The organism is Acinetobacter calcoaceticus, assembly GCF_900520355.1.
In the GTDB taxonomy this organism is placed as follows: Bacteria; Pseudomonadota; Gammaproteobacteria; order Pseudomonadales; family Moraxellaceae; genus Acinetobacter; species Acinetobacter calcoaceticus_C.
This window is the reverse complement of sequence record NZ_LS999521.1, coordinates 278,781-302,424: the sequence shown is the minus strand read 5'-3', so window position 1 is coordinate 302,424 and position 23,644 is coordinate 278,781. Positions and strand designations below refer to the sequence as shown.

Genomic DNA, 23,644 nt, shown 5'->3' with positions numbered 1-23,644 from the left:
TTTTTCTTATCTGCTTTTATATAATTGTTAAAAAAATAATTTTAACCAATAAAAAAGCCTCCGATTGGAGGCCTTTTTATCAATTAAAAACTCTTATTTAGAGCCTTTAATCCCTGCTTGTAGTAACAATGCGCCTAAACCACCAATTTTTTGTTCTTGTGGTTTATCTTGCTTGCTGCGCTGAGGACGTTCAGCTTGATCTTTACGCGGTTGAGGACGTTTACCTTGAGGTTTACGCTCAAAACGTTGTTCTGTATTTTGCTCGCGGCGTGGTGGACGCTGAGCTTTTACAGGTGCAGAACCTTCAGCACGCATACTTAAGTTCACACGGTTACGTTCAACATCAACCTGCATAACACGCACTTGTACGATCTGGCCCGGTTTTACAACTTTATGTGGATCAGATACGAATTCATTTGCTAATTCAGAAATATGAACTAAACCATCCTGATGCACACCGATATCAACAAAGGCACCAAAGTTTGTGACATTAGTGATCACACCTTCAAGTTGCATGCCTTCTGTCAATTGACCAACTTCAGTAATGTCTTCACGGAATTTAGCAGTACGGAACTCTGGACGTGGGTCACGACCTGGTTTTTCAAGTTCAGCTAAAACGTCTTGAATTGTTGGCAAACCAAATTTGTCATCAACAAATTCATCAGCTTTTACTTGGCGAATGATTTCAGTATTACCGATGATGTCTTTAACAGTTGTTGCTTTTGCTACAACAATTTTCTCAACAAGACCATAACTTTCAGGGTGAACTGAAGAAGCATCTAAAGGTTCAGAACCATTTTGAATACGTAAGAAACCAGCCGCCTGTTCAAAAGTACGCTCGCCTAAACGTGGTACGCTTTTCAACGCTTGACGGTTGTCAAAACGGCCATGCTCTTTGCGGTATTCAACAATCTGTTGAGCAATTGCTTTGTTTAAACCAGCAATATAAGCCAAGATTGCTGGTGAAGCGGTATTTACATCAACGCCTACAGCATTCACACAGTCTTCTACTACTGCATCAAGTGTTTTTGCCAAACCAGTCTGGTTCACATCGTGTTGATATTGACCTACACCAATTGATTTCGGATCAATCTTCACAAGTTCAGCAAGTGGATCTTGTAAACGGCGAGCAATAGAAACTGCACCACGAATTGAAACGTCAAGCTCTGGAAGTTCTGCCGATGCAAGTTCACTTGCAGAGTAAACAGATGCACCCGCTTCACTTACAGTGATTCGTGTTAAATTCAGATCAGTATTCGCAGCCATCATTTCAGCTACAACAGCTTCTGTTTCACGGCTAGCTGTACCATTACCAATTGCAATGAGCTCTACATTATATTCACGACATAGACGTGCAAGTTCAGCAATTGAACCTTCTTTATCTTCTTTTGGAGCAAATGGATAAATCGTGCTGTGAGCAAGTACGTCACCTGCATCGCTGATCACTGCAAGTTTCACACCTGTACGAATACCAGGGTCAACACCTAAAGTAGTACGACTACCTGCTGGCGCTGACAATAATAAATGACGAAGATTTTCAGCAAATACCTGCATTGCTTCTGCTTCGGCAGTAAGACGTTTCTCTGTCAGCAATGAATGCTCAATTTGAGGACGGATCTTGCCTAACCAGAATAATTTTGCAGTTTGCTTTAAGAAGTCCTGACGTGCTTGAGGCTGAATTTGCTCAAGGTTGTATTCAGTTTCAATACGCGCCAATGGTGCATCATCTTCACCATCTACTTTCAAACCCAATACGTTTTCTTGACGACCACGTAACATCGCCAATAAACGATGAGAAGGTAATTTGTTTAGACCTTCAGAGAATTCAAAGTAATCACGGAATTTTTTACCAACTTCTTTCTTTTCTTCAGATGCAACATTACTTTTTAAAACCGCAGTTTTTGCAAAAGTTGTTTTTAATTCTGTAGTAAGTGAAATATTTTGTGCCCAATCATCAATCAGAATATGCTGAATCGCATCTAACTGACTTTCAACATCTGGATAGTCTTCATGACTGAATCCAGCCAATGCTTCTGTCGGGTCAACTTGTTCTGCAATAATTTTTTCAGCAATTGGTCCTAAACCTGCTTCTTTTGCTTTAAAAGATTTACTTGTACGCTTAGGGCGATACGGTGCATAAAGTTCTTCTAAAGCATTTTTTGTTTCGGCTGCATTCACCCGCGCCAACAAGTCATCATTCAATTTATTCTGTTCTTGCAATGACTGAATGACTTTTTCACGGCGCTCATATAAATCACGTAAATACGCTAAACGAGTATCTAATTGGCGTAACTGCGTATCATCTAAACCTTGTGTTACTTCTTTACGGTAACGGGCAATAAATGGAACACTGGCACCCTCATCAATTAAGCGGATGGCAGCTTCTACTTGGTTTGGACGTACGGCAAGCTCACTTGCCAACTGCTGAACTAAGTCAGTCATCGTGTTTGATCCCACAAGGATAAAGTTTAAAAGCACTGATTATAAAGACCAAGCCCATAAAATCCACACTTGTTTGCGTATTCAAAACGTTTTTTTTTATTGACTCTGGATATTTATGCTTTTTAGAGCAACTAGAGCACATAAAAACAGGTATTTAAGTCTAAAAATTTCAAAGCTGCCTTCTGCCGTTACTCTTTATAAAATTACAAACGCGCAACTTATGTCATGAAGGTGTAAAAATTTTATTATAATTTATGAGAAAATGATCATATTGATACACTCCTGAAAAGTTAAAAAGATAGAGTTGCAACAATATTTTATTCGTCTCATCTTTTATCAAACCCAGCTACTTGCCTACTACAACAATTAAAAGCGCTATAACAACCGAGTTCATCTACCTAAAATAAACTATTTGAAACAATTAGTTATTAACATTTAATGTTTAAAAAATTATCAAATATTTAAGTATTTGTTTTTTTAGATCAGTCTTTGCTAAATTATGGGCTTAAGATGTTGTTTTTTGGTTTCAAACCACCTTGAAAATTGTAATTTTGAGCAAATTGATACATAGTCTTAACGAGAACATCAGCATTATACTGAGGGCTTGCTGGCAATAAGCCTCACCGACCCAATAATATATAAATTATGACTTTAAAAGGGAGTACATCATGAGTTTAGTTGTACCTGCTGAACATCCTGAAACCGTACACAACGAAACGGATCGTGTCGAACGTATTTTAGTGGTCGATGACGATGTGCGTTTACGTACCCTCTTGCAACGTTTTTTGGAAGATAAAGGCTTTGTTGTAAAAACCGCCCACGATGCTTCGCAAATGGACCGTTTATTACAGCGTGAGTTATTTTCACTTATCGTACTCGACTTTATGTTGCCAGTTGAAGATGGCTTAAGTATTTGCCGTCGTTTACGCCAATCAAATATTGATACACCTATTATCATGTTAACAGCACGTGGTAGCGATTCAGACCGTATTGCAGGTCTTGAAGCTGGTGCAGATGATTACTTGCCAAAACCATTTAATCCAAATGAACTTTTAGCTCGTATTCGTGCTGTATTGCGTCGCCAAGTTCGTGAAGTTCCTGGTGCTCCAAGCCAACAAGTTGAAGTTGTGAGCTTTGGTCCATGGTCTTTAGACTTGTCTACACGCACACTGACACGTGAAGGTCAAATCGTTACCTTAACGACTGGCGAATTTGCAGTATTAAAAGCATTGGTACAACACCCACGTGAACCATTAACGCGCGACAAACTTATGAATTTGGCTCGTGGCCGTGAATGGGGTGCAATGGAACGTTCAATTGACGTTCAAGTATCTCGCCTACGTCGTTTAATTGAAGATAATCCTGCACGTGCACGTTATATCCAAACGGTATGGGGCGTGGGTTATGTATTTGTTCCAGATGGTGCGGAATAAGCTTGAGATAAGATAGAGTGAGTTTAGAACCAATCGCGCCACAAAACTTTACTGACTACACCACCTACTCTGAACGGAAACGAACTCGGTGGGAACGTTTTCTCGACAAAATTAAGCCACGTTCTGCTGCCATGCGTACCACTATTTTGGTACTGCTGGTGGTATTTTTTAGCTTATTTATGTCGTTATGGTTCTTTTGGCGCACTCTTTATTTACCTGAAATTCAACAACATGCTCGTTATCTTGCAGTTGAACTTGAGCTCGTCAACAATCCAGATATACGGATTTTTCATCGCGAAAATGAAGTTGATGTTGATGCGTGGTTACGCAATCGTGTTGGTATTGAATATGTTACCAACCCTAAAGAATATCCAAGTGTCCGCGAGAAAGTTATTGCCGAGTTTTTTACCAATCAGATCGAACAAAAACTGGCAAATGAGATTGGGGCTAAGGATGTTACGGTTTACTTCCAGTTTAAACCTAGTCCACGTATCTGGATTCAAACACCTGAAATGCACGGGAATTGGGTCCGCGAGCCTTTAAAAACCTATGCCAATTATAGCCCTGAGCTATTAATTGGTTGGATCGTTGGTGTTCCATTACTTTCAGCTATTATTATTCTGATTTTAGTTAGGCAGATGAACCGCCCTTTACGTCGTTTGCAAAATGCTGCCAATGAATATAGTAAAGCTGGAACAGCACCTTACTTAGATACCAATCACGGTCCCTTAGAAATTCGTCAGGTGAACCAAGCCTTTAACCGCATGGTTTATACGCTTGACCAAACTGAGCGTGAACGACGTATTATGCTGGCCGGCATTTCACATGATCTAAGAACTCCTCTTACACGTATTCGCTTAACGGCGGAAATGTTACCTGATGAGTTTTTACGTGAAGGTCTGGTCTATGACGTAGATGATATGGACGCAATTCTTAATCAGTTCATATCTTATATGCGTGATGGCTCAGATGAAGAGTTGAAAGACACCAATATCAATATGCTTTTGCAAGAACTTGTTGTTCAGTTCAAACCTTTAGACATTCAATTCGAAATGCAGGATGTCCCGATTATTCCTGCACGCAGCCTTTCTCTAAAACGACTGATTGCCAATCTAATTAACAATGCAAAGCGCTATGGCGCTGAACCAATAGAACTCAGTGCAAAACTTGAAAATGAACATATTTTAATTACGGTTGCCGATCATGGTGAAGGTATTCCAGCAGATCAGGTTGAAGAGTTAATGCAACCGTTTGTCCGCGGAGATTCAGCAAGAACAATCCAAGGTAGTGGACTTGGACTGGCCATTGTCAAACGTATTGTCGATATTCACCACGGTGAAATTCATATTCATAACCGTGAACAAGGTGGTTTAGAAGTGATTATTACTTTACCCATCCCGAAACCAAGCACTGAAGAAAACAGCTCGATCAACCCATTAGAAAAAATAAAACAAACTTTGAGTGAGCGCTTTTAATTTCACCAGTTAGTTATTGGAAGCCTCATTTTAAAGACAAATAAAATAATTAAAAATCAATAAAATAAAAACTATAAATATATTTTATACCACCATTTATTTACAAAATTAGACCTTAGCCTAACACCTATGCACTTTTCAATTTTTCATAGCTAAAATCCCCTATGTTTTGACAATTCTGAGGATGTCCAATGTCTTTAAGTCGTATTCGCCTAGCTTCTCTTCATGACAAGGTCATCAGTGCTGAACAAGCTGCACAATTCATCGAAGATGGAATGACCGTAGGTATGAGTGGTTTTACTCGTGCTGGTGAAGCTAAAGCTGTTCCACAAGCACTTGTAGAACTTGCAAAGAAAAATCCGTTAAAAATCACGTTAATTACGGGTGCCAGCTTAGGTAACGACTTAGACAAACAACTCACGGAAGCAGGTGTTTTATCTCGTCGTATGCCATTCCAAGTGGACAATACCTTACGTCGTGCCATTAACAATGGCGAAGTTATGTTTATTGACCAACATTTGTCTGAAACTGTTGAGCAAATGCGTAACCAACAACTTAAACGTCCTGATGTTGCAGTGATTGAAGCAATTGCAATTACTGAAGATGGCGGCATTATTCCAACGACTTCTGTAGGTAACTCTGCGAGCTTCGCTATTTTTGCCGAGAAAGTTATTGTTGAAATCAACACATCTTTAAGCGAAAGCTTTGAAGGTTTGCACGACATCTACATTCCAACTTATCGTCCAACACGTACTCCAATTCCATTAACAAAAGTGGATGAGCGTATTGGTACATCAGCAATCCAAATCGATCCTGCAAAGATTGTTGGTATTGTATTTAACGATACGCATGACTCACCATCAACGGTAACTCCGCCAGATGATGAAACTCAAGGCATTGCAAACCACCTGATCGCGTTCTTTAATAAAGAAGTTGCAGAAGGTCGCTTACCGAAAAGCCTTGGCCCATTACAAGCAGGTATCGGCTCTATTGCCAATGCCGTATTAACTGGCTTAAAAGATTCTGACTTTGAAGACCTCATCATGTACTCAGAAGTATTACAAGACTGTACTTTTGAACTCATTGATGCAGGTAAAATGAAATTTGCTTCTGGTAGCTCAATTACGCTTTCTGCAAAATGCGGCGAGAAAGTTTTTGGCAATATTGAAGCTTACAAAGACAAATTAGTACTTCGTCCACAAGAAATTTCTAACCACCCTGAACTGGTTCGCCGTTTAGGTATTATCGGCATTAACACTGCCCTTGAGTTTGATATTTACGGTAACGTGAACTCGACTCACGTGTGTGGTACGAAAATGATGAACGGTATTGGTGGTTCAGGTGACTTCGCTCGTAACGCTCACTTGGCGATCTTTGTGACTAAATCAATTGCTAAAGGCGGCGATATCTCTTCTATCGTGCCAATGGTGAGTCACGTTGACCACAGTGAACATGATGTTGATATTTTAGTGACAGAGCAAGGTTTAGCTGATTTACGTGGTTTAGCACCTCGTGAACGTGCTCGCGTTGTTATCGACAACTGTGTGCACCCACTTTACCGGGATGCATTAAATGACTACTTTGATCGTGCATGTGCTAAAGGTGGACATACGCCTCATTTACTTCGTGAGGCATTGTCTTGGCATGCAAACTTTGAAGAGACAGGCCAAATGCTTCAAGCAACACCAATTGCAAAATCAGCTTAAATAACTGATTGAATTCAAGCACTCCTACGGGGGTGCTTTTTTATTTGTTTAAATTATTAATAAACACTGCTCAAGCTCGAATTTTTATTTTATCTTTTCAGCACATCAAAACAAAAAGTAGAAATCCATATGTTTATTATTCGTCAATTTACAAATGCGGATCTGGAAGATGTCGTTATTTTATGGGAAAGCTGCGGCCTGACTCGTCCTTGGAATAATCCTGAAACCGATATTTTCAGAAAAGTCTCACAACAAGATGATTTATTTCTGGTTGCTATTAAAGATGAGCAACTTATTGGCACACTTATGGGCGGCTACGACGGCCATAGAGGCTGGATTAATTATTTGGCTGTTCACCCCCACCAACAACGCTTAGGAATAGCTACAGCGCTCGTTCAGCAGCTTGAAAAGCGACTAATTGCTCGGGGTTGCCCAAAACTTCAATTATTGGTGCGTAAAGATAATCTGAATGTACTGAATTTTTATGAACAACTTGGCTATGACGAAGTAGAAGCAGTGTGCTTAGGAAAACGTTTAATTAGCGATAGTTCACATGATTAGAACCTTATTTATTATTACTTTGGGATGACAAGAAAAATAATCAGAGCTTGGGGATAAATGACTGTGCTTGTGGATAAATCTCATTTTACCCACAAGTCAGGAAATGAATTGTTTAAATAAAATCATAAGCGCGAAAAAAAACCTCATACGCTATGTATGAGGTTTTTTTGGAATATGGTGGCGAGACCCAGGATCGAACTGGGGACACACGGATTTTCAATCCGTTGCTCTACCTACTGAGCTATCACGCCGATGGCCTGTATTAAGCCGTATCTCAGAAGAATAGTCAACTATTATCCTGAGTTTATGATTTAAATGAGTATTTTTTATACTCAAAAAAAATCCCTGATGGGATCAGGGATTGAAAACACATATAGTGGTGGCGAGACCCAGGATCGAACTGGGGACACACGGATTTTCAATCCGTTGCTCTACCTACTGAGCTATCACGCCGAAGTGGGCGTATTAAACAATGTTTATATGATCACGTCAAGCCACTTCCGTATTTTTTGTAACAAGTGATTATTTTTAAATCACTCCTACCTATTTAGCATGGATATTTAGCTATGTAATTTACCAATATGGGCCAAACAACGATGAATAGCCCCACAACCCGGCTCAAAAATCTTTACACCTTTTGACTCTTCTATACGGCAAGCTTCTTCAACCAAGCGCTCTGCTACCCCACGACCCCGGTTAGCAGGATGCACCACAATATATTCAAGTACTTTGCTTTCACCTTGTCCTGAAGACCAGATTGCCCCTATAATTTTGGTGTTAAATTCAGCAGTGTATAGCGTGGTATACTGTTGTAAATCTTGTTCAAGTTGTTCAATCGCATCGTGCCCGTCGCCAAACTCCGGACTTGTATCATACAGTCGCTCAAGCTGATCGCGGATCTCTGAATTATCTAGAGAACTATAAGCGTGTACGGTAATAGGCATTGATTAACCCTCCTGAGCAAACTATGATGCTGTCACGAATTCGTCACAGCGAAATTGTCGTTAACATCCAATCATTTTTGACGTTTTTTTGAGGAACGTGTCCATGACGCAACGTATCAGTGAAGTGGTTAGAAATACCAATGAAACCAAAATTCGAGTTCGTTTAAATCTCGATGGTACTGGTCAAGGCACACTAAACACCGGAGTTCCATTTTTAGACCATATGATTGATCAAATCAAGCGACATGGCTTATTTGATATCGATATTCATTGTGACGGAGACCTCGATATTGATGATCACCACACCGTAGAAGACTGTGGCATCACGCTTGGACAAGCTTTTGCACAAGCTTTAGGCGATAAAAAAGGTTTAAAACGCTATGGTCATTTTTATGCACCATTAGACGAAGCCCTATCTCGAGTTGTTGTAGATTTATCTGGTCGTCCGGGTTTATTCATGGACATTCCATTTACTCGTGCGCGTATCGGTACATTTGATGTCGATTTATTTTCCGAGTTTTTCCAAGGTTTCGTAAACCATGCGCTTATGACCTTACACATCGATAATTTGAAAGGTAAAAATAGCCACCATCAAATTGAAAGTGTGTTCAAAGCGCTAGCTCGTGCTTTACGTATGGCATGTGAGGTTGATCCACGTGCAGAAAACACGATTGCATCGACAAAAGGTAGCCTCTGATGACACGTATCGCGTTGCTTGATTATGGCATGGGCAATTTACACTCAGCGGCTAAAGCCCTTGAGCATGTAGGTGCAACAGTCGATGTGACTAATGATCCTAAATTAATTGCAAAAGCCGACAAAATTGTTTTTCCAGGTGTTGGCGCAATGCGCGACTGTATGCAAGGTATGCGTGAAGCGGGTATTGATGAAGTAGTACGTCAAGCTGCTTTTAATAAACCAGTTCTTGCGATTTGTGTTGGCATGCAAGCCTTACTACAAAGCTCAGAAGAAAATGGTGGTGTAGACGCCTTAGGTATTTTTGATGGTGTAGTAAAACACTTCCCTCAAATGGAAGGCTTAAAAGTGCCACATATGGGTTGGAATCAGGTTCAGCAACTGGACCCAAGCCACCCAATGTGGAATAACATTGAGCAAGATGCACGTTTTTACTTTGTACATAGCTACTATGTCGAACCTAAAGATGAAAGCGTTGTGGCTGCGACCTGTAACTATGGTGTGAACTTCTGCACAGCAATTCACAAAGATAATTTATTTGCGACTCAATTCCATCCAGAGAAAAGCCACACTGCTGGTTTGCAGTTACTTAAAAACTTTGTGGAATGGAATATTTAATTTCATTTAAAACTAAAATAGATCATGTCGTGATGGCCTGATCTATTTTTTTATTTATAATAACAATCTAGTCATTTATAAAATGATTTTTTATTCAACAAAATATTGAAGATTCAAACTTTTATATAAAACCAAATGATCAGGAAAATAAAATGAATCCACCTTTTGAAAATCAACCGCTTCAACAAGAGTCACCCTTTAAAGCAAGTGGTCGTTTTGGGCGTTTATCTTATGCTGCATGGACATTTATTATTAGTTTAATAACTTTCATGATTGCCTTATCAAGCATGTTATGGCTCCGCTCAAACCCATCAGAGATGGGTTCATCAAATATTATGACATTAGGAATGATCCTATTACTCATTATTTATATAGTCTTTGCATATTTTAATTTTGTATTTACTATCCGTCGCTTACATGATCTTAATAATACAGGATGGCTATCACTACTGATGCTTATACCTGTCGTAAACTTTATTTTTATGATTTATCTATTTGTAGCAAAAGGTACCGAGGGCACTAATGATTATGGTCCACAGCGCCCAACTCTTGGCTGGGAGCGTGTTTTAGGCTGGATCTATATTGTCATTATTCCGCTCGTATTTGTTTTCGGTGTTATTGCTGGAATTATGGTTCCGAGTTATCAAAGTTATATTGAAAAAAGTGAAAGTATTGAAATTGGTACACCTTCTCAGTCTCAATAATTTCTTGTGGTCTTTTATAAAGCCTAGTTCTCTAGGCTTTATTCATATATAAAGCTAATAGCTCAATTCTTTTGTATGCTGTTAAATATGTCCGAAGCCTCTCCCCTCCTTGATAAAGCCTCTATTCAGCAGCTTCCTCCTTTCGAAAATCTTAACCACCAAAATATTGTGGTGATTGAAAATATCGAGCAATGTAAAAATATTGAAAATGAATTAAAAGCAGCCCATTTTCTAGGATTTGATTCCGAATCTAAACCCACGTTTCGGGTGGGCGAAGTCTCAACTGGTCCGCATTTGATTCAACTGGCTACTGAACAAAAAGCATATCTGTTTCATGTAAATTCATTCACTTTAAAATTCTTACAGCCCATTTTATCCAACCCAAAACAAATTAAAGTCGGTTTTGGCCTAAAAAATGATAAGCATATTTTTCATAAAAAAGGCATTGAACTCGAAGGTTGTGTTGACCTCGCAAAAGGCTTTAGCCATTTTGGTTTTAAACAGCAACTGGGGGTACAAAAAGCAGTGGCGCTGTTATTTGAGCAATATCTTGCAAAGTCGAAAAAAGTTGGAACTTCAAATTGGGCACGAAAGCCACTTAGTCCTCAGCAAATCAGCTACGCCGCCGCCGATGCATATGCTGCTTTATTGGTATTTCTAGAGCTCAGAAAACAAAAACTATTACCCGCTCACATTTCTCAAACTATTCAAACCGCACTTCAAGCGTAAAGTTATAAAAGTCTTTTCTAAGGCTTAGCGATTGATCAATACTTTGCTAAGATGTGCAAAATTTCATAATCATGATGAAGCAAGGAGCGGAAGCATGCTAATCATTCCTGCAATTGACCTGAAAGATGGTAAATGTGTGCGTTTAAAACAAGGGCGTATGGAAGACGATACCGTTTTCTCTGACGATCCAGTTGCAACTGCCCAGCATTGGGTAAATGAAGGCGCACGTCGTTTGCATTTGGTCGATTTGAATGGCGCTTTCGCAGGCACTCCAATTCATAAACCTATTGTTGAAGCAATTGCTAAATCTCAGCCAGAATTACCAATTCAAATTGGCGGTGGTATTCGCTCTTTAGAAACAATTGAGCACTATTTAGAAGCTGGCGTGACTTTTGTCATTATCGGCACTAAAGCTGTTCAAGAGCCTGAATTTGTAGAAGAAGCTTGTAAACGCTTTGCAGGCCACATCATTGTTGGTATTGATGCCATGAATGGCATGGTTGCTACTGACGGCTGGGCAAATGTAACAGACGTTAAAGCAACTGATTTAGCAAAACGTTTTGCTGATGCTGGCGTATCTAGCATTGTTTATACCGATATTGCTCGTGACGGCATGATGCAAGGTGTAAATGTTGAGCAAACTGTAAACTTAGCTCAATACTCAGGTTTACCAGTAATTGCATCTGGTGGCGTAACTAACCTTGATGACGTTCGCAACCTAATAGGCCAACCAGGCATTTTAGGTGCGATTACAGGCCGCGCAATTTATGAAGGTTCACTGAATCTTCGTGAAGCTCAGCTTTTGTTAGATGAAAATTGTCTTTAATTTTTTAAGATGAAAAAAGAGCCTGTTTAGGCTCTTTTTTATTTTTTATAATCTTTAGCTTAATAACTTTTCTAAATCGATAACCTCATCTGCAAGCTCCATTGCATAGGGTGAATGTGTAATCATAATCACGGATGGTATGACTTGCTGAATATATTCAAGTATATTTTTTGCAGTATCTACATCTAAAGCTGCAGTCGGTTCGTCTAGGATGATAAGCTGAGGGCAAGCTAAAAGGCCTCGAAGGATGCAAATTCTTTGCTTTTCTCCTCCTGAAAAATTCTTATAGATTTCAGTTAAATCATCATCAAGTGTCAGCTGATGCTTTTTCAAAATATGTAACAGATTAAATTGATCAAGCATCTGAAGTAAGTAAGAATCCTCATATATATGTTGAGAGTTATAAACTAAATTATCTCTAAGAGAATAAGGAAAAATAACTGGTTGCTGTGCAACGTAGACAACCTCATCAAAAATATGCTTAGAAAAATTTTGACTGATATCAATATTTTTATACAAAAGCTGCCCTGATTGAATCTGATAGACGCCCATTAAATAATTCATGAGAGAAGTCTTTCCCAAGCCAGTTTGCCCAATCACTACATACGTTTTATTGGCTAATATTTTTAAATTAAAATGATCTACGGCTCTTTTCCCAAGTGAAAATTTAGCATTTATAAATTGAAAGAGAACGTTAGAGTCTTGAACGATAGAATACGTATAATTTTCTTTATTGAGATCAAAGTATTTTCGATATTTTGCTAAGGCGACAAAGTTGCCATTTAAACGCATCAAGCTTTGGGAAACTGCCAAAAAAGGATTGGTAAGTTGAATAATATAAGTACTTATCAATACAAAAGCACCCGGTGTAAGCTGCTTTTCAGTTGAAAGAAACACTGTAAATAACATAAAAATGAGTAAAAACAGAAAGATCAGGAACAATTGAGAAATCATCAATAGCCCTATTTTCTTGTTCCTATCTTTAGCTGTTGTGATGTATGAATCTAATGTGGCATTAAATTTTGACAATTGAAACTGTACTGCATTTTTTACTTTAATTTCATATGAATTTGAAATCTGATGTATTAAATGACTATTCACCTGATTATCTTTTTGATACATCGAATCGAATAATGAACTGCTTGTTTTATTTATATGAAAGGAAACTAAAAAAATAACGATAGCGACCAATAAAAAACTGATACTAAAAAGTAAGCTAATGGTCGTAAATAAAACTGCAAAAATCATCACCAATTGAAAAATAATTGGTCCCAAATGAAGAAGCAACGTTAAATTAATCTCACCAAAAGCAGAACTTCCTCTTGCAAGATCACTAATCACTGTTCCAGCCTCAATTTGATCTTGCTCATCTTTTTTGAGGTTTAAATAATTTTTTAGACCCGCAAAGATTAATGCACCTTTGAAATCGACCATCAAATAAGCACTAAAAATATTTTTTGTCCAATTACATAACTCATTCGCTAACCATGCTGCAGCATACGCGAGTACGATTAGATATAAAAAATTAAATGGGAGCTGAATATCTAGTGAAAAATTATATTCCTGTGCAGAATAATCAATAATAATTTTTAACAAGTATGGCAATAATGTCGTAAAGAATGCTGTAAACATCACTAATAAAAACATGAGAAACATACTACCCTTCTGTTTCTTATAATTTTCTTTAGAAACTTGCCATAAAAATTTATAGTTTTGAATATCTTGCGAACTTAATAAAAACTTCATTTCTATATCTTTTTTCTATTCAAACGGGTTAAAAATAATTTCATTACATAAGAAATATCATAGCTTGCCTTCTTTATTCATATTCGTGTTTTTTGTTTAAATAACACTGATAGCTATTTAAAATAGCCTATCTTACATTGCATAATTCTTGATGGTCGACGTAACTGTTAAAGACTCTTTTTATTAAACAAATTAAGAGTTAAACAATCAATAAACCACATTACGAATAAATTTAAGCACTTGGTTACCACTATTGATATAGGTGTAAGTCACTGAACTAGCAAAACTAAAAGATGAGCCAGCAGCAATAATTTTTGTACTATCGGTAAATTGTATGGTCAACTCACCTTCTAATACATAAATAAGTTCTTGCCACCCTTCTGCATCAGCTTCGGCAATATAAGATTTCCCCACTGCCAACGACCATGTCCAAAGCTCAACTTGAGACCGAGATGGAACTGAAGCCAGTAAAGTTGCTTTGCTTTCTTCTTTGTCTCCCTGCCAAGCTAGTACATTCACTAAGGCTTGTTCTTTGAGCTCTGGCGCACTCACAATTGTTCTAAAATCTACGCCCAACACTACCGCAATCGCATCGAGTTTAGCCAAGCTAATATTGACCAGCCCTGTTTCCAAAGCTGCGATTGTTCGTCTGCTTACACCCGCTTGATCGGCCAAGTCCTGTTGGCTTAAACCTTGTTCATCTCTTAATGAACGGATGTTTGTGCCGACATGCTGTAAAACGGTGCTGGACTGGGTCATAGAATAAGTAGCAAAGAAAATATGAGCAATATATTGCACAAAACATAAGAATACTGCAAGATGTGCAGTATATTGCACATTTTCCTGATCAGATATGCCATCAATTTCTCTGAGTTCAAGCAAAGCCCCCCATTTAGCTCTTATCCTCATTACCATTATTTGGGGCGGAACATTCCTTACCGTGCAATATGCACTGAATTTTTCTTCACCTATGTTTTTTGTGGGCTGCCGCTTTGCAGTAGCTGCCTTAACGTTACTGCTTATTTCATTAAAAAGTATGAAAGGCGTTACGTTAAAAGATTTAGGTGCAGGAAGTGCGATTGGCCTTGTAATTGCGGCGGGCTATGGCACACAGACGATTGGTCTTCAAACCATTCCAAGCAGTGAATCCGCGTTTTTAACGTCACTTTATGTGCCGCTTGTCCCTCTTTTAATGTGGCTCATCTTTAGAAAAACTCCACATATTATGACTTGGGTTGGAGCAGCTCTAGCTTTTGCTGGTCTTGTTTTGTTGACAGGCAATGGTTTTAAACAAATTTCATTAAGTTTTGGGCAGCTTTTAACAGTGCTTGGTGCATTTGCGATTGCTTTAGAGATTATTTTTATTAGCTACTTTGCTGGAAAAGTAAATTTACGCCGTGTCACAATCATTCAACTCGGCGTCGCCTCTCTACTTTCTTTTGCCATTATGCCTGTGGTCGGTGAACATTCGATTCCAGCATTTTCATGGTCTCTGGTACTGATTGCTGTTGCATTAGGCTTAGCCAGCGCACTCATTCAATTTGTGATGAACTGGGCTCAACGCGTAGTTGATCCTTCACGTGCTGCAATTATTTACGCAGGAGAACCCGTTTGGGCAGGCATTATTGGCCGAATTGCAGGTGAGCGTTTACCAGTTATTGCCCTATTTGGGGGTGCTTTAGTGGTATTGGGTGTTTTAGTCAGTGAGTTAAAAATTAAGTTGCCGACCAAAAAAGTCAAAAGAATTCAAGAATAAAAAAAAGAGAGCGAAATGCTCTCTTTTTTATCTATTAAGGTTGATACATCGGGCGGTTATCATTTAAAGCAATCAAGCCGCGAATTGCACGATATACAATCCAGATCCACGCAGCGCCGATTACACCTACGCAGAATACGGTCGATGAGACTGCAACCCCTGCAAACAGATCGGTATTTTCACCAGTAAAGAACAAGAAAATAAACGGCAAAAAGGCAATAATATTCCAAGCAAGATACCACCAGAATGTTCTGATTTGCCATGTAAAGTGGCTCGCAAAAATTGTACCTTGTACATCAGAGCGTTTTACGTAGTTAATAATTAAAGCAATAACCGCAAGTAAGCCGCCAGTAAAAATAGCAACAATATAAAGTACATATAAAACAAGTGTTAAAGTACGATTTGAATCTTGGTCGATAGAACTATTCATTTTTATACCTCTCAAGTTTAATAAAACAATTTACTTTTATGAGCCCCGCAATACGTTTAAGGGAGAAATTAGCCATAAAATCAAAAGTAAATGAAGGAATATGGTACAAAAATAAATCTTACGAAAGGGTTGTTTTTGTGTTTTATGTCTCAGTTTTTGTTGTGCCCACCATGCAGCAGGCCAGCCCCCTAAAAAGCTGACAATATGCAATGTTTGTTCAGGCACACGGCGATTACCCAATTGTGCAGCTTCCTTATCTTGTGAATAGAGCCAATAACTCAGCACATTCATCATTAAAACAAACAATAAGGTATAAGCTGGCAAAGTATGGATAAAACTCATAATGCCCATTAAAACAAAATAAACGACGATCCCCATTTGCATGGCAGACCAGGGTTTAGCTTGAAAAGAAGATTCTGTTTTTGCTGGCTTTGAAGCTTTACGAGTTTGAGATGCTTTTAGGTAGGTTACCTGCTGGGCACGAAAGCGACCACGTTCATCAAGGATAATCAGATATTCCAGTGCACAGCCAATAATTGGCCGAGGACCGGGGCGTGCAAAATCTTTGATATGCAAAAAGACTCGCTCTTTTTCAGCATCATCTGGCTGAATAAAGCCATAACCTTTTTCGTCGAACCATTCGACTAATCGCCCCTGATCTCGCATCTCTATTCCTTTTATGCTTTTACATGACTTAAACGGTCTTGCATCATTGCTCGCATTTCTTGCGGATCTTTTTGCAAAATATCATCGCCGGTACGTCCTTCTTCTTTATTTTTTTGAGCAACTTGCAAACGCATCGACCAAAAACGGCACGCCGCCATTGCCAAGAATACATCTAAACATGCAAGTTCATCTGAAGTAAGTGTACGAACTTTTTGATATGCGTCTAAGTAAGCTTCTACTTTTTCTAAATTTAAATGTGCCTCTGGATATTCGGTACAAAAATCATTAATGGTAATCGCAATATCAAACAGCAACTCATCTTGGTTTAGCTCGTAAAAATCTAGAATACCTTGTAGTTGCTCGCCTTCAAACAAAGTATTGTCGCGGAACAAATCTGAATGAATAAAACCTGTTGGTCGGTTTGAATACTGTGCTGTTTTCGCATTAAAAGCTTGATAGACCTGTTCAAGTAAATTTTGGTCCTCTGGAGTCATGCTTGGTTTAAGCTGTTCAGCCACGCCCGTCCAATATTGATGATCACGTCTATATTCACGCTCAAGCGGAAAATCTTGCAAAGCAACATGCAGCTTTGCCTGTGCGTCTGCAATAGCAGCAACCTGTGCAACTGTGGTTTGCATGGGATGGTGCCCCATTAAACGTGGTGCAATCTGTGCAGGTTTTTCTGCAATCACATGAACCGCTTGTCCACTATGTTTTAACGGCACAGCAACTGGTACATCATGAGTTCCCAGTTGTTCAAGAACTGGAATGAGTTCACCCGCCCCTTGAGCATCTAGCTCTTCAAATACAGTGAGTACATATTGCTTACGGTTTACATCAACCAAAAAATAATTGGTGTTTTGAATACCTCCCTGAATTGGGTTCAGCTCCAACACCTCTAATCCATAAGGTGCAGCAAAGGCGCGAACTTCATCTAAACTCAAAGTGGTATAAACCGACATGGAAAACCTGCAAAAAACATCTGTGAAGTTTGATAGAATACCTCTTCCCTCCATGAAGGTGTAGCGCCTGTGTAGGAACTTTCACCAACGGCGATTATTTTTGGAAAAAGCTATGCTTGCTAAACGTATTATTCCTTGCCTAGACGTTGATAACGGACGCGTAGTTAAAGGCGTTCAATTCCTCGATATTCGTGATGCTGGCGACCCTGTTGAAGTGGCACGTCGTTATAACGAACAAGGTGCAGACGAAATTACCTTTTTAGACATTACCGCTACACATCATGGACGTGATACCACTTACCGTACTGTTGAACGTATGGCAGAGACTGTATTTGTGCCATTAACTGTTGGTGGTGGTGTACGTAAAGTTGAAGATATTCGTGCGTTATTAAATGCAGGGGCAGATAAAGTGAGTATTAACTCGGCTGCCGTATTTAACCCAGAATTTGTTCAAGAAGCTTCACAGCACTTTGGCGCGCAATGTATTGTGGTTGCAATTGATGCTAAAAAAACTGGCGATAATAAATGGGAAATCTTTACTCACGGTGGTCGTAAACCAACGGGTATTGATGCGATTGAATGGGCTGTAAAAATGGCTGACTATGGTGCGGGTGAGTTACTCATCACCAGTATGGATGCCGACGGTACTAAAGCGGGTTACGATATTGCTTTAATGCGTGCTATTAATGACCGCGTTACCATTCCAACAATTGCATCTGGCGGTGTAGGTAACTTACAACACCTTGCAGACGGGATTTTACAAGGTGGTGCCGATGCAGTATTGGCAGCAAGTATTTTCCATTTTGGCCAATATACAATTCCAGAAGCTAAACAATATTTGGCTGAACAAGGCATTGAAATGCGCTTGTAAGCATATTGATATTTAAAGGGGCAATATGCCCCTTTTTTTATGCAGCACCGTCTACAACATTCACATCACCGATGAGTTTAGGTTTTTCTTTTTTCTCGACCCATTTTGCAGGAAAGATTTTTTCTACAGCTTGAGACAATGGTTGAGCGAGCGCTGCTGGTAACCTTATGCCCAAAGGATTTTGTTCTTTTAAATCTGCCGAAGAAACAACGCGGGTTCCCATGACGTAATCAAACCAAGGCTTGGTCACACACCAGTTGGCATCTTGATTAGAGTTCATGTGGTGGTCGTAATGCCACGGAATTTTACGCTTTGCCCATTCAGGCTCCAGATGTGCACGGCGATGTATATAGTAATAATTTCCAGCACTGTACCAAGCTGCGAGTGCCATACCTTTTGAAAATGGATAGAAAATTGCGCTTGAAACAGTTGCCACCACCGCTAGTGAAATTAACTCATTTTTAGTTCGCCAGTTTCCAACACCTTCCACATAGCAATCATCATGAAATTGTTGTTTACGGACTTCACGATGGTGTGCCCAATGCGACTCCATACTTTTCGGCACTGGGCTATAGCGCGGTTGTCCGGCACGGTGCATACCATGCAAAATATATTTGTGTGCCACCCATTCAAATGCATTGGCAACTGCAATTCCGGCAATAAACCCTTTTAACATCGCTTTACTCCTTTTTCTTTTTATTCAGCATATAAAATTCGTTATGCTTGGTATTGACCAGAATTTATGGTTTCATTGACAAATCACGACAAGAAAGAGGTGGTCAGGGATGCCACAACTAAAAAACTATACAGGTTCTGTCTATGGAGGATTGGGACACCTATTAAAAGCTTATTGTGAGGCCAATCAGTTAGCAGTTCCTGAGCAATTAGAAAAAATTCAAAATCTGGAACGCTTTGACTATGTGGTTTGGCGTGATTTATTAGAAGTCATTTATCAGCTGGATCCGAAGCCCGCATTAGGCCTCGAAATCGCAAAATATGTACAGCCTAAACATTTAGGGATTATTGCCTACCTTGCGCTCTCCTGTGACAACTTAGGTGAAGCATTAACTCGTTATTATGATTTTCATCGCCTGATTTATGACGGTAGCCCTTTAGCTGTTGAACTACATGGGCAATATGCTTCTATTCGTTGGGAAGCAACCGAGCTTCATCCGACCCAGTTGACCGATGAAATTGCCATTGCCTTAGTCGTCCAATTTTTACGGCTTTTCATGTCACATCAAGATGTACATTTACATGAGGTGCATTTTTTAAATTCTGCACCTAAAAATATGATGGTCTATGAAAAATACTTTCAATGTCGGGTTAAGTTTAATCAACCACGTACCGAACTGTTAATTCCTCTTACTGAAATTAAAAAGCCATTAAGTAGGGCAGACCATACATTACAGCAGTTACTTGTTCAGCAAGCACAAGCACTATTAGAAAAATTACCGAGTTCGACTCAAATAGACCAACGTCTTCAATATGCCATTTTAACGGGCCTACAAAAAAACCAATATCAAATCGAATCAATCGCAAATTCTTTAAGCCTATCTATTAGACAGCTACAACGACATTTGCAGCAGCAAAACACCACCTTTCAGGAGCGAGTACAACAAGTGAGATTTATGTTGGCGACTGAATATTTAAAAGATCCGCATTTAAGCTTACAAGAGATTGCTCTTTTGCTTTGTTATTCAGAACAAAGTGCTTTTCAAAGAGCTTTCAAACATTGGACAGGTCAAACACCCCAACAATGGCGAGATTATTTTTTGAACAATAATTAACCTACCAAAACTTACAATTCTTTTCTTGATTAAAACAACACTGAAAACAAAAATTTCATATAGTCACATGCTTCAAATTTGTGTGACGTAATTCACATTAATTAAAATAGACGAATAGATGAGTAATCATAATGAATAAATATTTTGCTGAGTTTCTAGGTACATTTTGGCTTGTCTTTGGTGGTTGTGGTAGCGCAGTGTTAGCCGCAGCTTTCCCCGAACTTGGTATTGGCTTTGCAGGTGTAGCCCTTGCCTTCGGTTTAACCGTACTGACAGGTGCTTATGCTCTAGGGCATATCTCAGGTGGACATTTTAATCCCGCGGTAAGTGTTGGCCTTTGGGTCGGCGGCCGCTTCGATGTTAAAGATTTAATTCCATATATTATTGCACAAGTGGTTGGTGCGACCGCTGCTGCATTTGTTCTTTACATTATTGCTCAAGGTCAAGCTGGCTTTAGCGGCGTTGGTGGTTTTGCTTCAAATGGTTTTGGTGATTTATCACCAAATAAATTTGGCTTAGGTTCTGCTTTCTTAATTGAAGTGGTACTTACTGCTTTCTTCTTAATCATTATTTTAGGTGCAACTGACCGTCGAGCACCTGCTGGCTTCGCTCCTATCGCAATTGGTTTAGGCTTAACGCTTATTCACTTAATCAGTATTCCAGTAACCAACACTTCGGTGAACCCTGCACGTAGTACAGGCGTTGCATTCTTTGCTGAAACTGCGGCTTTAAGTCAATTATGGTTGTTCTGGGTGGCTCCAATTTTAGGTGCTGTGATTGGGGCGATTATTTATAAAGTGGTTGCTGGGGATAAGGATTAACTTTTCTTAGACTCAATCTACTATCGCGGTGGGTGACATGGATGTCACCTGTTGAGCAGGGGTACATGGATGTACCCTCTGATCAACAAAGCCTTTTGTTTACTTTTGGGCTTTCAAAAGTAAGAAATGTCTATACAAACTCAATAAGACCTAACGTGGTATTAAAGACTGTATGGCAGCACGGCCATGCTAAATATAAGACATAGAGTGTATAAATTATAAAAATGGATTATTAATTTCTTGTTCAGCTGGACGTTCAATTTTCTCAGGCAATTCTTCTTTTTCCAAAGCCGCAACTACATCGTTTAAAAAGCTCTGTAATACCTTCGCTTGTTCTAAACCGACTTTGTCTTTAGTAATTTGCAAATTGCCATAAATGCTGACGTAATCGACATCATTTTCTAATGTTAAATCTTCAATTGAAGAAGACTCTGTACCCTTTTCAAATGGCTTAAACATAGGTGTTGTCTCGTTGTTATATGTTGACAGTGTAATACGACCAATTTAAAAAAAATCAATCAAAATTAAAAGTGCCGATAAAATTAAGAATGCTCCCATCAAGATATTAAAATATTTCAAACGGTTGCCATGATTCAGTACCACCGAAAATTTATCGCCACATAGTCCCCAAAAGAACAAACATGCATAACAAGTGAAGAAATAAATAATGATAAAGATGGGCAACGACTGTGGGTTTTCAATGCTTGTAAACATGGTAATGCCAGACACGCACGCCAGCCAAGCCTTGGGGTTAAGCCACTGTAATAAGAAGCCATCTTTAAAATTGGGGATAATAATATGCTCTACAGGAGCATTTGAAATGGAAATGTTGGCAGCAGAAAAAATAATTTTTATACCGATATAACAAACAAATAAGGTGCCACAAATCGCAAGAATTTTTAACACAACAGGAAATTGAGTTAATAAACTCTGAAGACCAAATGCCATAAAAATCAAAAGTAAGGTAAAACCAATGGTCGCGCCTGAAATATAGGGAAGCGACCTTTTTAAACCATGATTTAAACTGGTCGATAAAATTACGGTATTCACGGGACCCGGGGTAATAGACATTGCAAATGAAAAAAGAAACATCGAGGCAAACATTGTTATTGTCCTTATTAAAATAAAAAATCAGACAGATCTGTCTATTTATCTTATTGTATAATTTTAAGGCTGTGCAATAACAATAAAAAAAACTGTTTATTTCAATATTTGTAAGAAATAGTTCACCAAGGCTTCAACCAATTGTTTCACAATCGCTTGGCGTGTTTCTTCATCAATGCTTGGAACTTTTGCTTCCATTGGTTCTGACGAGCCACTTTTTTGCTTTTTAAACTGATCTTGTAACGCTTTAATTTGATCAGCGTTTAAGTCCTGCTCACATTGGCTCTCACCATCCCAATGTAAATAGTCTAACTTCTGATTTGGCTTAACCGATGTAACCGTTAAAGGTAGACGATAGACATTACGCTTTTGCTGCTCAGTTAACTGCGGGAACAGGTTAACGCCTAATCGTTCTTCAAGGTAGCAAACACTCACCACTCTCACTTGCAGAGAATTATTGTTGGGTGCGTAGTAAGCCCCAATAGCACCTGTTTTTGGTATATATACCGCTTTATAAACGGCGGTTGGAACAATTACACCCTTTCCAATAGTTTTAAGACGTTTACCCTCAAAAACAGGGCCTGTAACCACATATACATCTTGTTTCTGCTTAGTGGCAAGGGCACGTGTGGCTTCTTCAAGTTTACGCCAGACTTCCTGATTATTTTTAGGGGCTTGCGGCACCATGTTACTCAACGAGAAGCTATCAGACTGTGAGTTTTTATTTGGCATATCGCCATTCGGTGCCATATGACCACGGTCATAACCTGAGCCACGATAGTCACTTAACAGTGAACGGTGCTTTAGATCAATACGGGTTTCTTCATGAAAACTATCTTCACGCTTAATTTTGACACTTAAACGTTCCGGACTTAGATGTTCAGCCGACCATAACGGCGTTTTAGAAATGCCTGAATACAAGACATTAAAGCCATTAAAGCACAGCGGATAACTGTCTTTTTTTAAGCTTTCTTTATTTAAAGCGGGTGGTACTTCACGATAAAACTGATTAAGACAAGTTGAATTGGTACTTAAAGGCGAAAACCACTGCGAAATTTTTTCACTACCAAAAGCAATTGCAAAGCTTCCGGCCGCAATACAAGCAAGAATAATCTTGCCGAAATGTCCACTTATAGAAAATTGGTTTGTACCCTTACTACGTTTTTTAGTTGCCATGTTTATATCAATACCACTGTCCACCCGCAGCTTAACAATCCTGCTTTTTTAAGTATATCTCTTATCTTTCAAATGGTTAAAACATAGTCATATTTTTTGTAACTCTACTCCACTATACGTAACAATTTGTTGGGCTTCTTAGAGGCTTTGGCTATTGAATTACGTCAATTGCGTATCTTTCGTTGAAA

25 protein-coding genes, 2 tRNA genes and 1 pseudogene are annotated in these 23,644 nt (G+C 39.0%); 15 read left to right on the top strand and 13 right to left on the bottom strand.

The window, feature by feature from the left end; genetic code table 11:
• Nucleotides 1-93: 93 nt before the first annotated feature.
• Nucleotides 94-2,442 (bottom strand): Tex family protein, encoded by a 2,349-nt coding sequence (locus AC2117_RS01415; RefSeq protein WP_133971445.1) that lies wholly within the window; start codon nt 2,440-2,442, stop codon nt 94-96.
• Nucleotides 2,443-3,110: 668 nt separating this feature from the next.
• On the opposite strand from AC2117_RS01415, the gene ompR reads away from it, so the two are divergent.
• The 5 genes and pseudogenes from ompR (at nt 3,111) to AC2117_RS01390 (ending at nt 7,617) form a co-directional block, all read left to right on the top strand.
• Nucleotides 3,111-3,875 carry a two-component system response regulator OmpR gene (ompR, locus tag AC2117_RS01410; RefSeq protein WP_000060753.1) on the top strand — a complete coding sequence of 255 codons (765 nt, stop codon included), beginning with the start codon at nt 3,111-3,113 and terminating at the stop codon, nt 3,873-3,875.
• A 17-nt stretch (nt 3,876-3,892) separates the two neighbouring features.
• Nucleotides 3,893-5,350, top strand: coding sequence for an ATP-binding protein (locus AC2117_RS01405; protein ID WP_133971443.1), 1,458 nt, complete (start codon nt 3,893-3,895; stop codon nt 5,348-5,350).
• A gap of 27 nt (nt 5,351-5,377) precedes the next feature.
• Nucleotides 5,378-5,506 (top strand): annotated as a pseudogene (locus tag AC2117_RS01400) (hypothetical protein).
• Between the two features lie 35 nt (nt 5,507-5,541).
• Nucleotides 5,542-7,056 (top strand): acetyl-CoA hydrolase/transferase family protein, encoded by a 1,515-nt coding sequence (locus AC2117_RS01395; RefSeq protein WP_133971441.1) that lies wholly within the window; start codon nt 5,542-5,544, stop codon nt 7,054-7,056.
• Between the two features lie 129 nt (nt 7,057-7,185).
• A complete protein-coding gene (locus tag AC2117_RS01390) occupies nt 7,186-7,617 on the top strand; it encodes a GNAT family acetyltransferase (protein ID WP_004639785.1) in 432 nt (143 codons plus the stop codon).
• A gap of 175 nt (nt 7,618-7,792) precedes the next feature.
• On the opposite strand, the gene AC2117_RS01385 is transcribed toward AC2117_RS01390, so the two are convergent.
• From AC2117_RS01385 to AC2117_RS01375, 3 genes are all read right to left on the bottom strand, one after another.
• A tRNA-Phe gene (locus tag AC2117_RS01385) sits at nt 7,793-7,868 on the bottom strand.
• Nucleotides 7,869-7,994: 126 nt separating this feature from the next.
• Nucleotides 7,995-8,070 (bottom strand) — tRNA-Phe (locus tag AC2117_RS01380).
• Nucleotides 8,071-8,177: 107 nt separating this feature from the next.
• On the bottom strand, nt 8,178-8,561 hold the full coding sequence (locus AC2117_RS01375) for a GNAT family N-acetyltransferase (protein WP_042895552.1): 384 nt from the start codon (nt 8,559-8,561) through the stop codon (nt 8,178-8,180).
• 103 nt (nt 8,562-8,664) lie between these two features.
• On the opposite strand from AC2117_RS01375, the gene hisB reads away from it, so the two are divergent.
• The 5 genes from hisB to hisA all read left to right on the top strand — a co-directional run bounded on the left by hisB (nt 8,665) and on the right by hisA (nt 12,134).
• A complete protein-coding gene (gene hisB / locus AC2117_RS01370) occupies nt 8,665-9,258 on the top strand; it encodes an imidazoleglycerol-phosphate dehydratase HisB (protein ID WP_004639787.1) in 594 nt (197 codons plus the stop codon).
• The gene (gene hisH, locus AC2117_RS01365) at nt 9,258-9,875 is read left to right on the top strand and encodes an imidazole glycerol phosphate synthase subunit HisH (RefSeq protein ID WP_133971439.1); all 618 of its coding nucleotides are present in this window, start codon (nt 9,258-9,260) and stop codon (nt 9,873-9,875) included. Before hisB ends, hisH begins: the two co-directional genes overlap by 1 nt.
• Nucleotides 9,876-10,027: 152 nt before the next feature.
• A complete protein-coding gene (locus AC2117_RS01360; RefSeq protein WP_133971437.1) occupies nt 10,028-10,579 on the top strand; it encodes a DUF805 domain-containing protein in 552 nt (183 codons plus the stop codon).
• An 87-nt stretch (nt 10,580-10,666) separates the two neighbouring features.
• Nucleotides 10,667-11,308, top strand: a complete 642-nt coding sequence (locus tag AC2117_RS01355; protein WP_133971435.1) for a 3'-5' exonuclease — start codon at nt 10,667-10,669, stop codon at nt 11,306-11,308.
• Nucleotides 11,309-11,402: 94 nt separating this feature from the next.
• Nucleotides 11,403-12,134: a 1-(5-phosphoribosyl)-5-[(5-phosphoribosylamino)methylideneamino]imidazole-4-carboxamide isomerase gene (gene hisA / locus AC2117_RS01350; RefSeq protein ID WP_133971434.1), complete on the top strand. Its 732-nt coding sequence runs from the start codon at nt 11,403-11,405 to the stop codon at nt 12,132-12,134.
• A gap of 54 nt (nt 12,135-12,188) precedes the next feature.
• Here the strand turns inward: hisA and AC2117_RS01345 are convergent, their stop codons facing one another.
• The gene (locus tag AC2117_RS01345; protein ID WP_133971432.1) at nt 12,189-13,880 is read right to left on the bottom strand and encodes an ATP-binding cassette domain-containing protein; all 1,692 of its coding nucleotides are present in this window, start codon (nt 13,878-13,880) and stop codon (nt 12,189-12,191) included.
• Between the two features lie 207 nt (nt 13,881-14,087).
• The gene (locus tag AC2117_RS01340; RefSeq protein WP_197731015.1) at nt 14,088-14,639 is read right to left on the bottom strand and encodes an XRE family transcriptional regulator; all 552 of its coding nucleotides are present in this window, start codon (nt 14,637-14,639) and stop codon (nt 14,088-14,090) included.
• A gap of 94 nt (nt 14,640-14,733) precedes the next feature.
• Between AC2117_RS01340 and AC2117_RS01335 the strand changes: the two genes are divergently transcribed.
• Nucleotides 14,734-15,636, top strand: a complete 903-nt coding sequence (locus AC2117_RS01335; RefSeq protein ID WP_133971430.1) for a DMT family transporter — start codon at nt 14,734-14,736, stop codon at nt 15,634-15,636.
• Between the two features lie 34 nt (nt 15,637-15,670).
• Here the strand turns inward: AC2117_RS01335 and AC2117_RS01330 are convergent, their stop codons facing one another.
• From AC2117_RS01330 to AC2117_RS01320, 3 genes are read right to left on the bottom strand one after another with little or no spacing between them, the layout of a single operon-like run.
• Nucleotides 15,671-16,066, bottom strand: coding sequence for a DUF4870 family protein (locus AC2117_RS01330; protein WP_133971428.1), 396 nt, complete (start codon nt 16,064-16,066; stop codon nt 15,671-15,673).
• 36 nt (nt 16,067-16,102) lie between these two features.
• Nucleotides 16,103-16,732 (bottom strand): DUF1294 domain-containing protein, encoded by a 630-nt coding sequence (locus tag AC2117_RS01325; protein WP_133971426.1) that lies wholly within the window; start codon nt 16,730-16,732, stop codon nt 16,103-16,105.
• Nucleotides 16,733-16,743: 11 nt separating this feature from the next.
• Nucleotides 16,744-17,694: a homoserine kinase gene (locus tag AC2117_RS01320; protein ID WP_133971424.1), complete on the bottom strand. Its 951-nt coding sequence runs from the start codon at nt 17,692-17,694 to the stop codon at nt 16,744-16,746.
• A 112-nt stretch (nt 17,695-17,806) separates the two neighbouring features.
• Between AC2117_RS01320 and hisF the strand changes: the two genes are divergently transcribed.
• Nucleotides 17,807-18,565 (top strand): imidazole glycerol phosphate synthase subunit HisF, encoded by a 759-nt coding sequence (hisF, locus tag AC2117_RS01315; protein WP_000880078.1) that lies wholly within the window; start codon nt 17,807-17,809, stop codon nt 18,563-18,565.
• Between the two features lie 37 nt (nt 18,566-18,602).
• Here hisF and AC2117_RS01310 read toward each other — a convergent pair whose 3' ends face one another.
• Nucleotides 18,603-19,241: a hypothetical protein gene (locus AC2117_RS01310; RefSeq protein ID WP_133971422.1), complete on the bottom strand. Its 639-nt coding sequence runs from the start codon at nt 19,239-19,241 to the stop codon at nt 18,603-18,605.
• Nucleotides 19,242-19,350: 109 nt separating this feature from the next.
• Here AC2117_RS01310 and AC2117_RS01305 point away from each other — a divergent pair, with 109 nt between their 5' ends.
• The 3 genes from AC2117_RS01305 (at nt 19,351) to AC2117_RS01295 (ending at nt 21,382) form a co-directional block, all read left to right on the top strand.
• On the top strand, nt 19,351-20,355 hold the full coding sequence (locus AC2117_RS01305; protein ID WP_133971420.1) for an AraC family transcriptional regulator: 1,005 nt from the start codon (nt 19,351-19,353) through the stop codon (nt 20,353-20,355).
• Between the two features lie 131 nt (nt 20,356-20,486).
• On the top strand, nt 20,487-21,176 hold the full coding sequence (aqpZ, locus tag AC2117_RS01300) for an aquaporin Z (RefSeq protein WP_133971418.1): 690 nt from the start codon (nt 20,487-20,489) through the stop codon (nt 21,174-21,176).
• A gap of 41 nt (nt 21,177-21,217) precedes the next feature.
• Nucleotides 21,218-21,382, top strand: coding sequence for a hypothetical protein (locus AC2117_RS01295; RefSeq protein ID WP_133971416.1), 165 nt, complete (start codon nt 21,218-21,220; stop codon nt 21,380-21,382).
• A gap of 10 nt (nt 21,383-21,392) precedes the next feature.
• Here AC2117_RS01295 and AC2117_RS01290 read toward each other — a convergent pair whose 3' ends face one another.
• From AC2117_RS01290 to AC2117_RS01280, 3 genes are all read right to left on the bottom strand, one after another.
• Complete coding sequence (locus AC2117_RS01290) at nt 21,393-21,635, bottom strand: hypothetical protein (RefSeq protein ID WP_133971414.1); 243 nt, start codon at nt 21,633-21,635, stop codon at nt 21,393-21,395.
• 45 nt (nt 21,636-21,680) lie between these two features.
• Nucleotides 21,681-22,280 (bottom strand): LysE family translocator, encoded by a 600-nt coding sequence (locus AC2117_RS01285; protein ID WP_227549221.1) that lies wholly within the window; start codon nt 22,278-22,280, stop codon nt 21,681-21,683.
• 96 nt (nt 22,281-22,376) lie between these two features.
• Nucleotides 22,377-23,456 (bottom strand): DNA/RNA non-specific endonuclease, encoded by a 1,080-nt coding sequence (locus tag AC2117_RS01280; RefSeq protein WP_042895588.1) that lies wholly within the window; start codon nt 23,454-23,456, stop codon nt 22,377-22,379.
• Between the last annotated feature and the right edge of the window lie 188 nt (nt 23,457-23,644).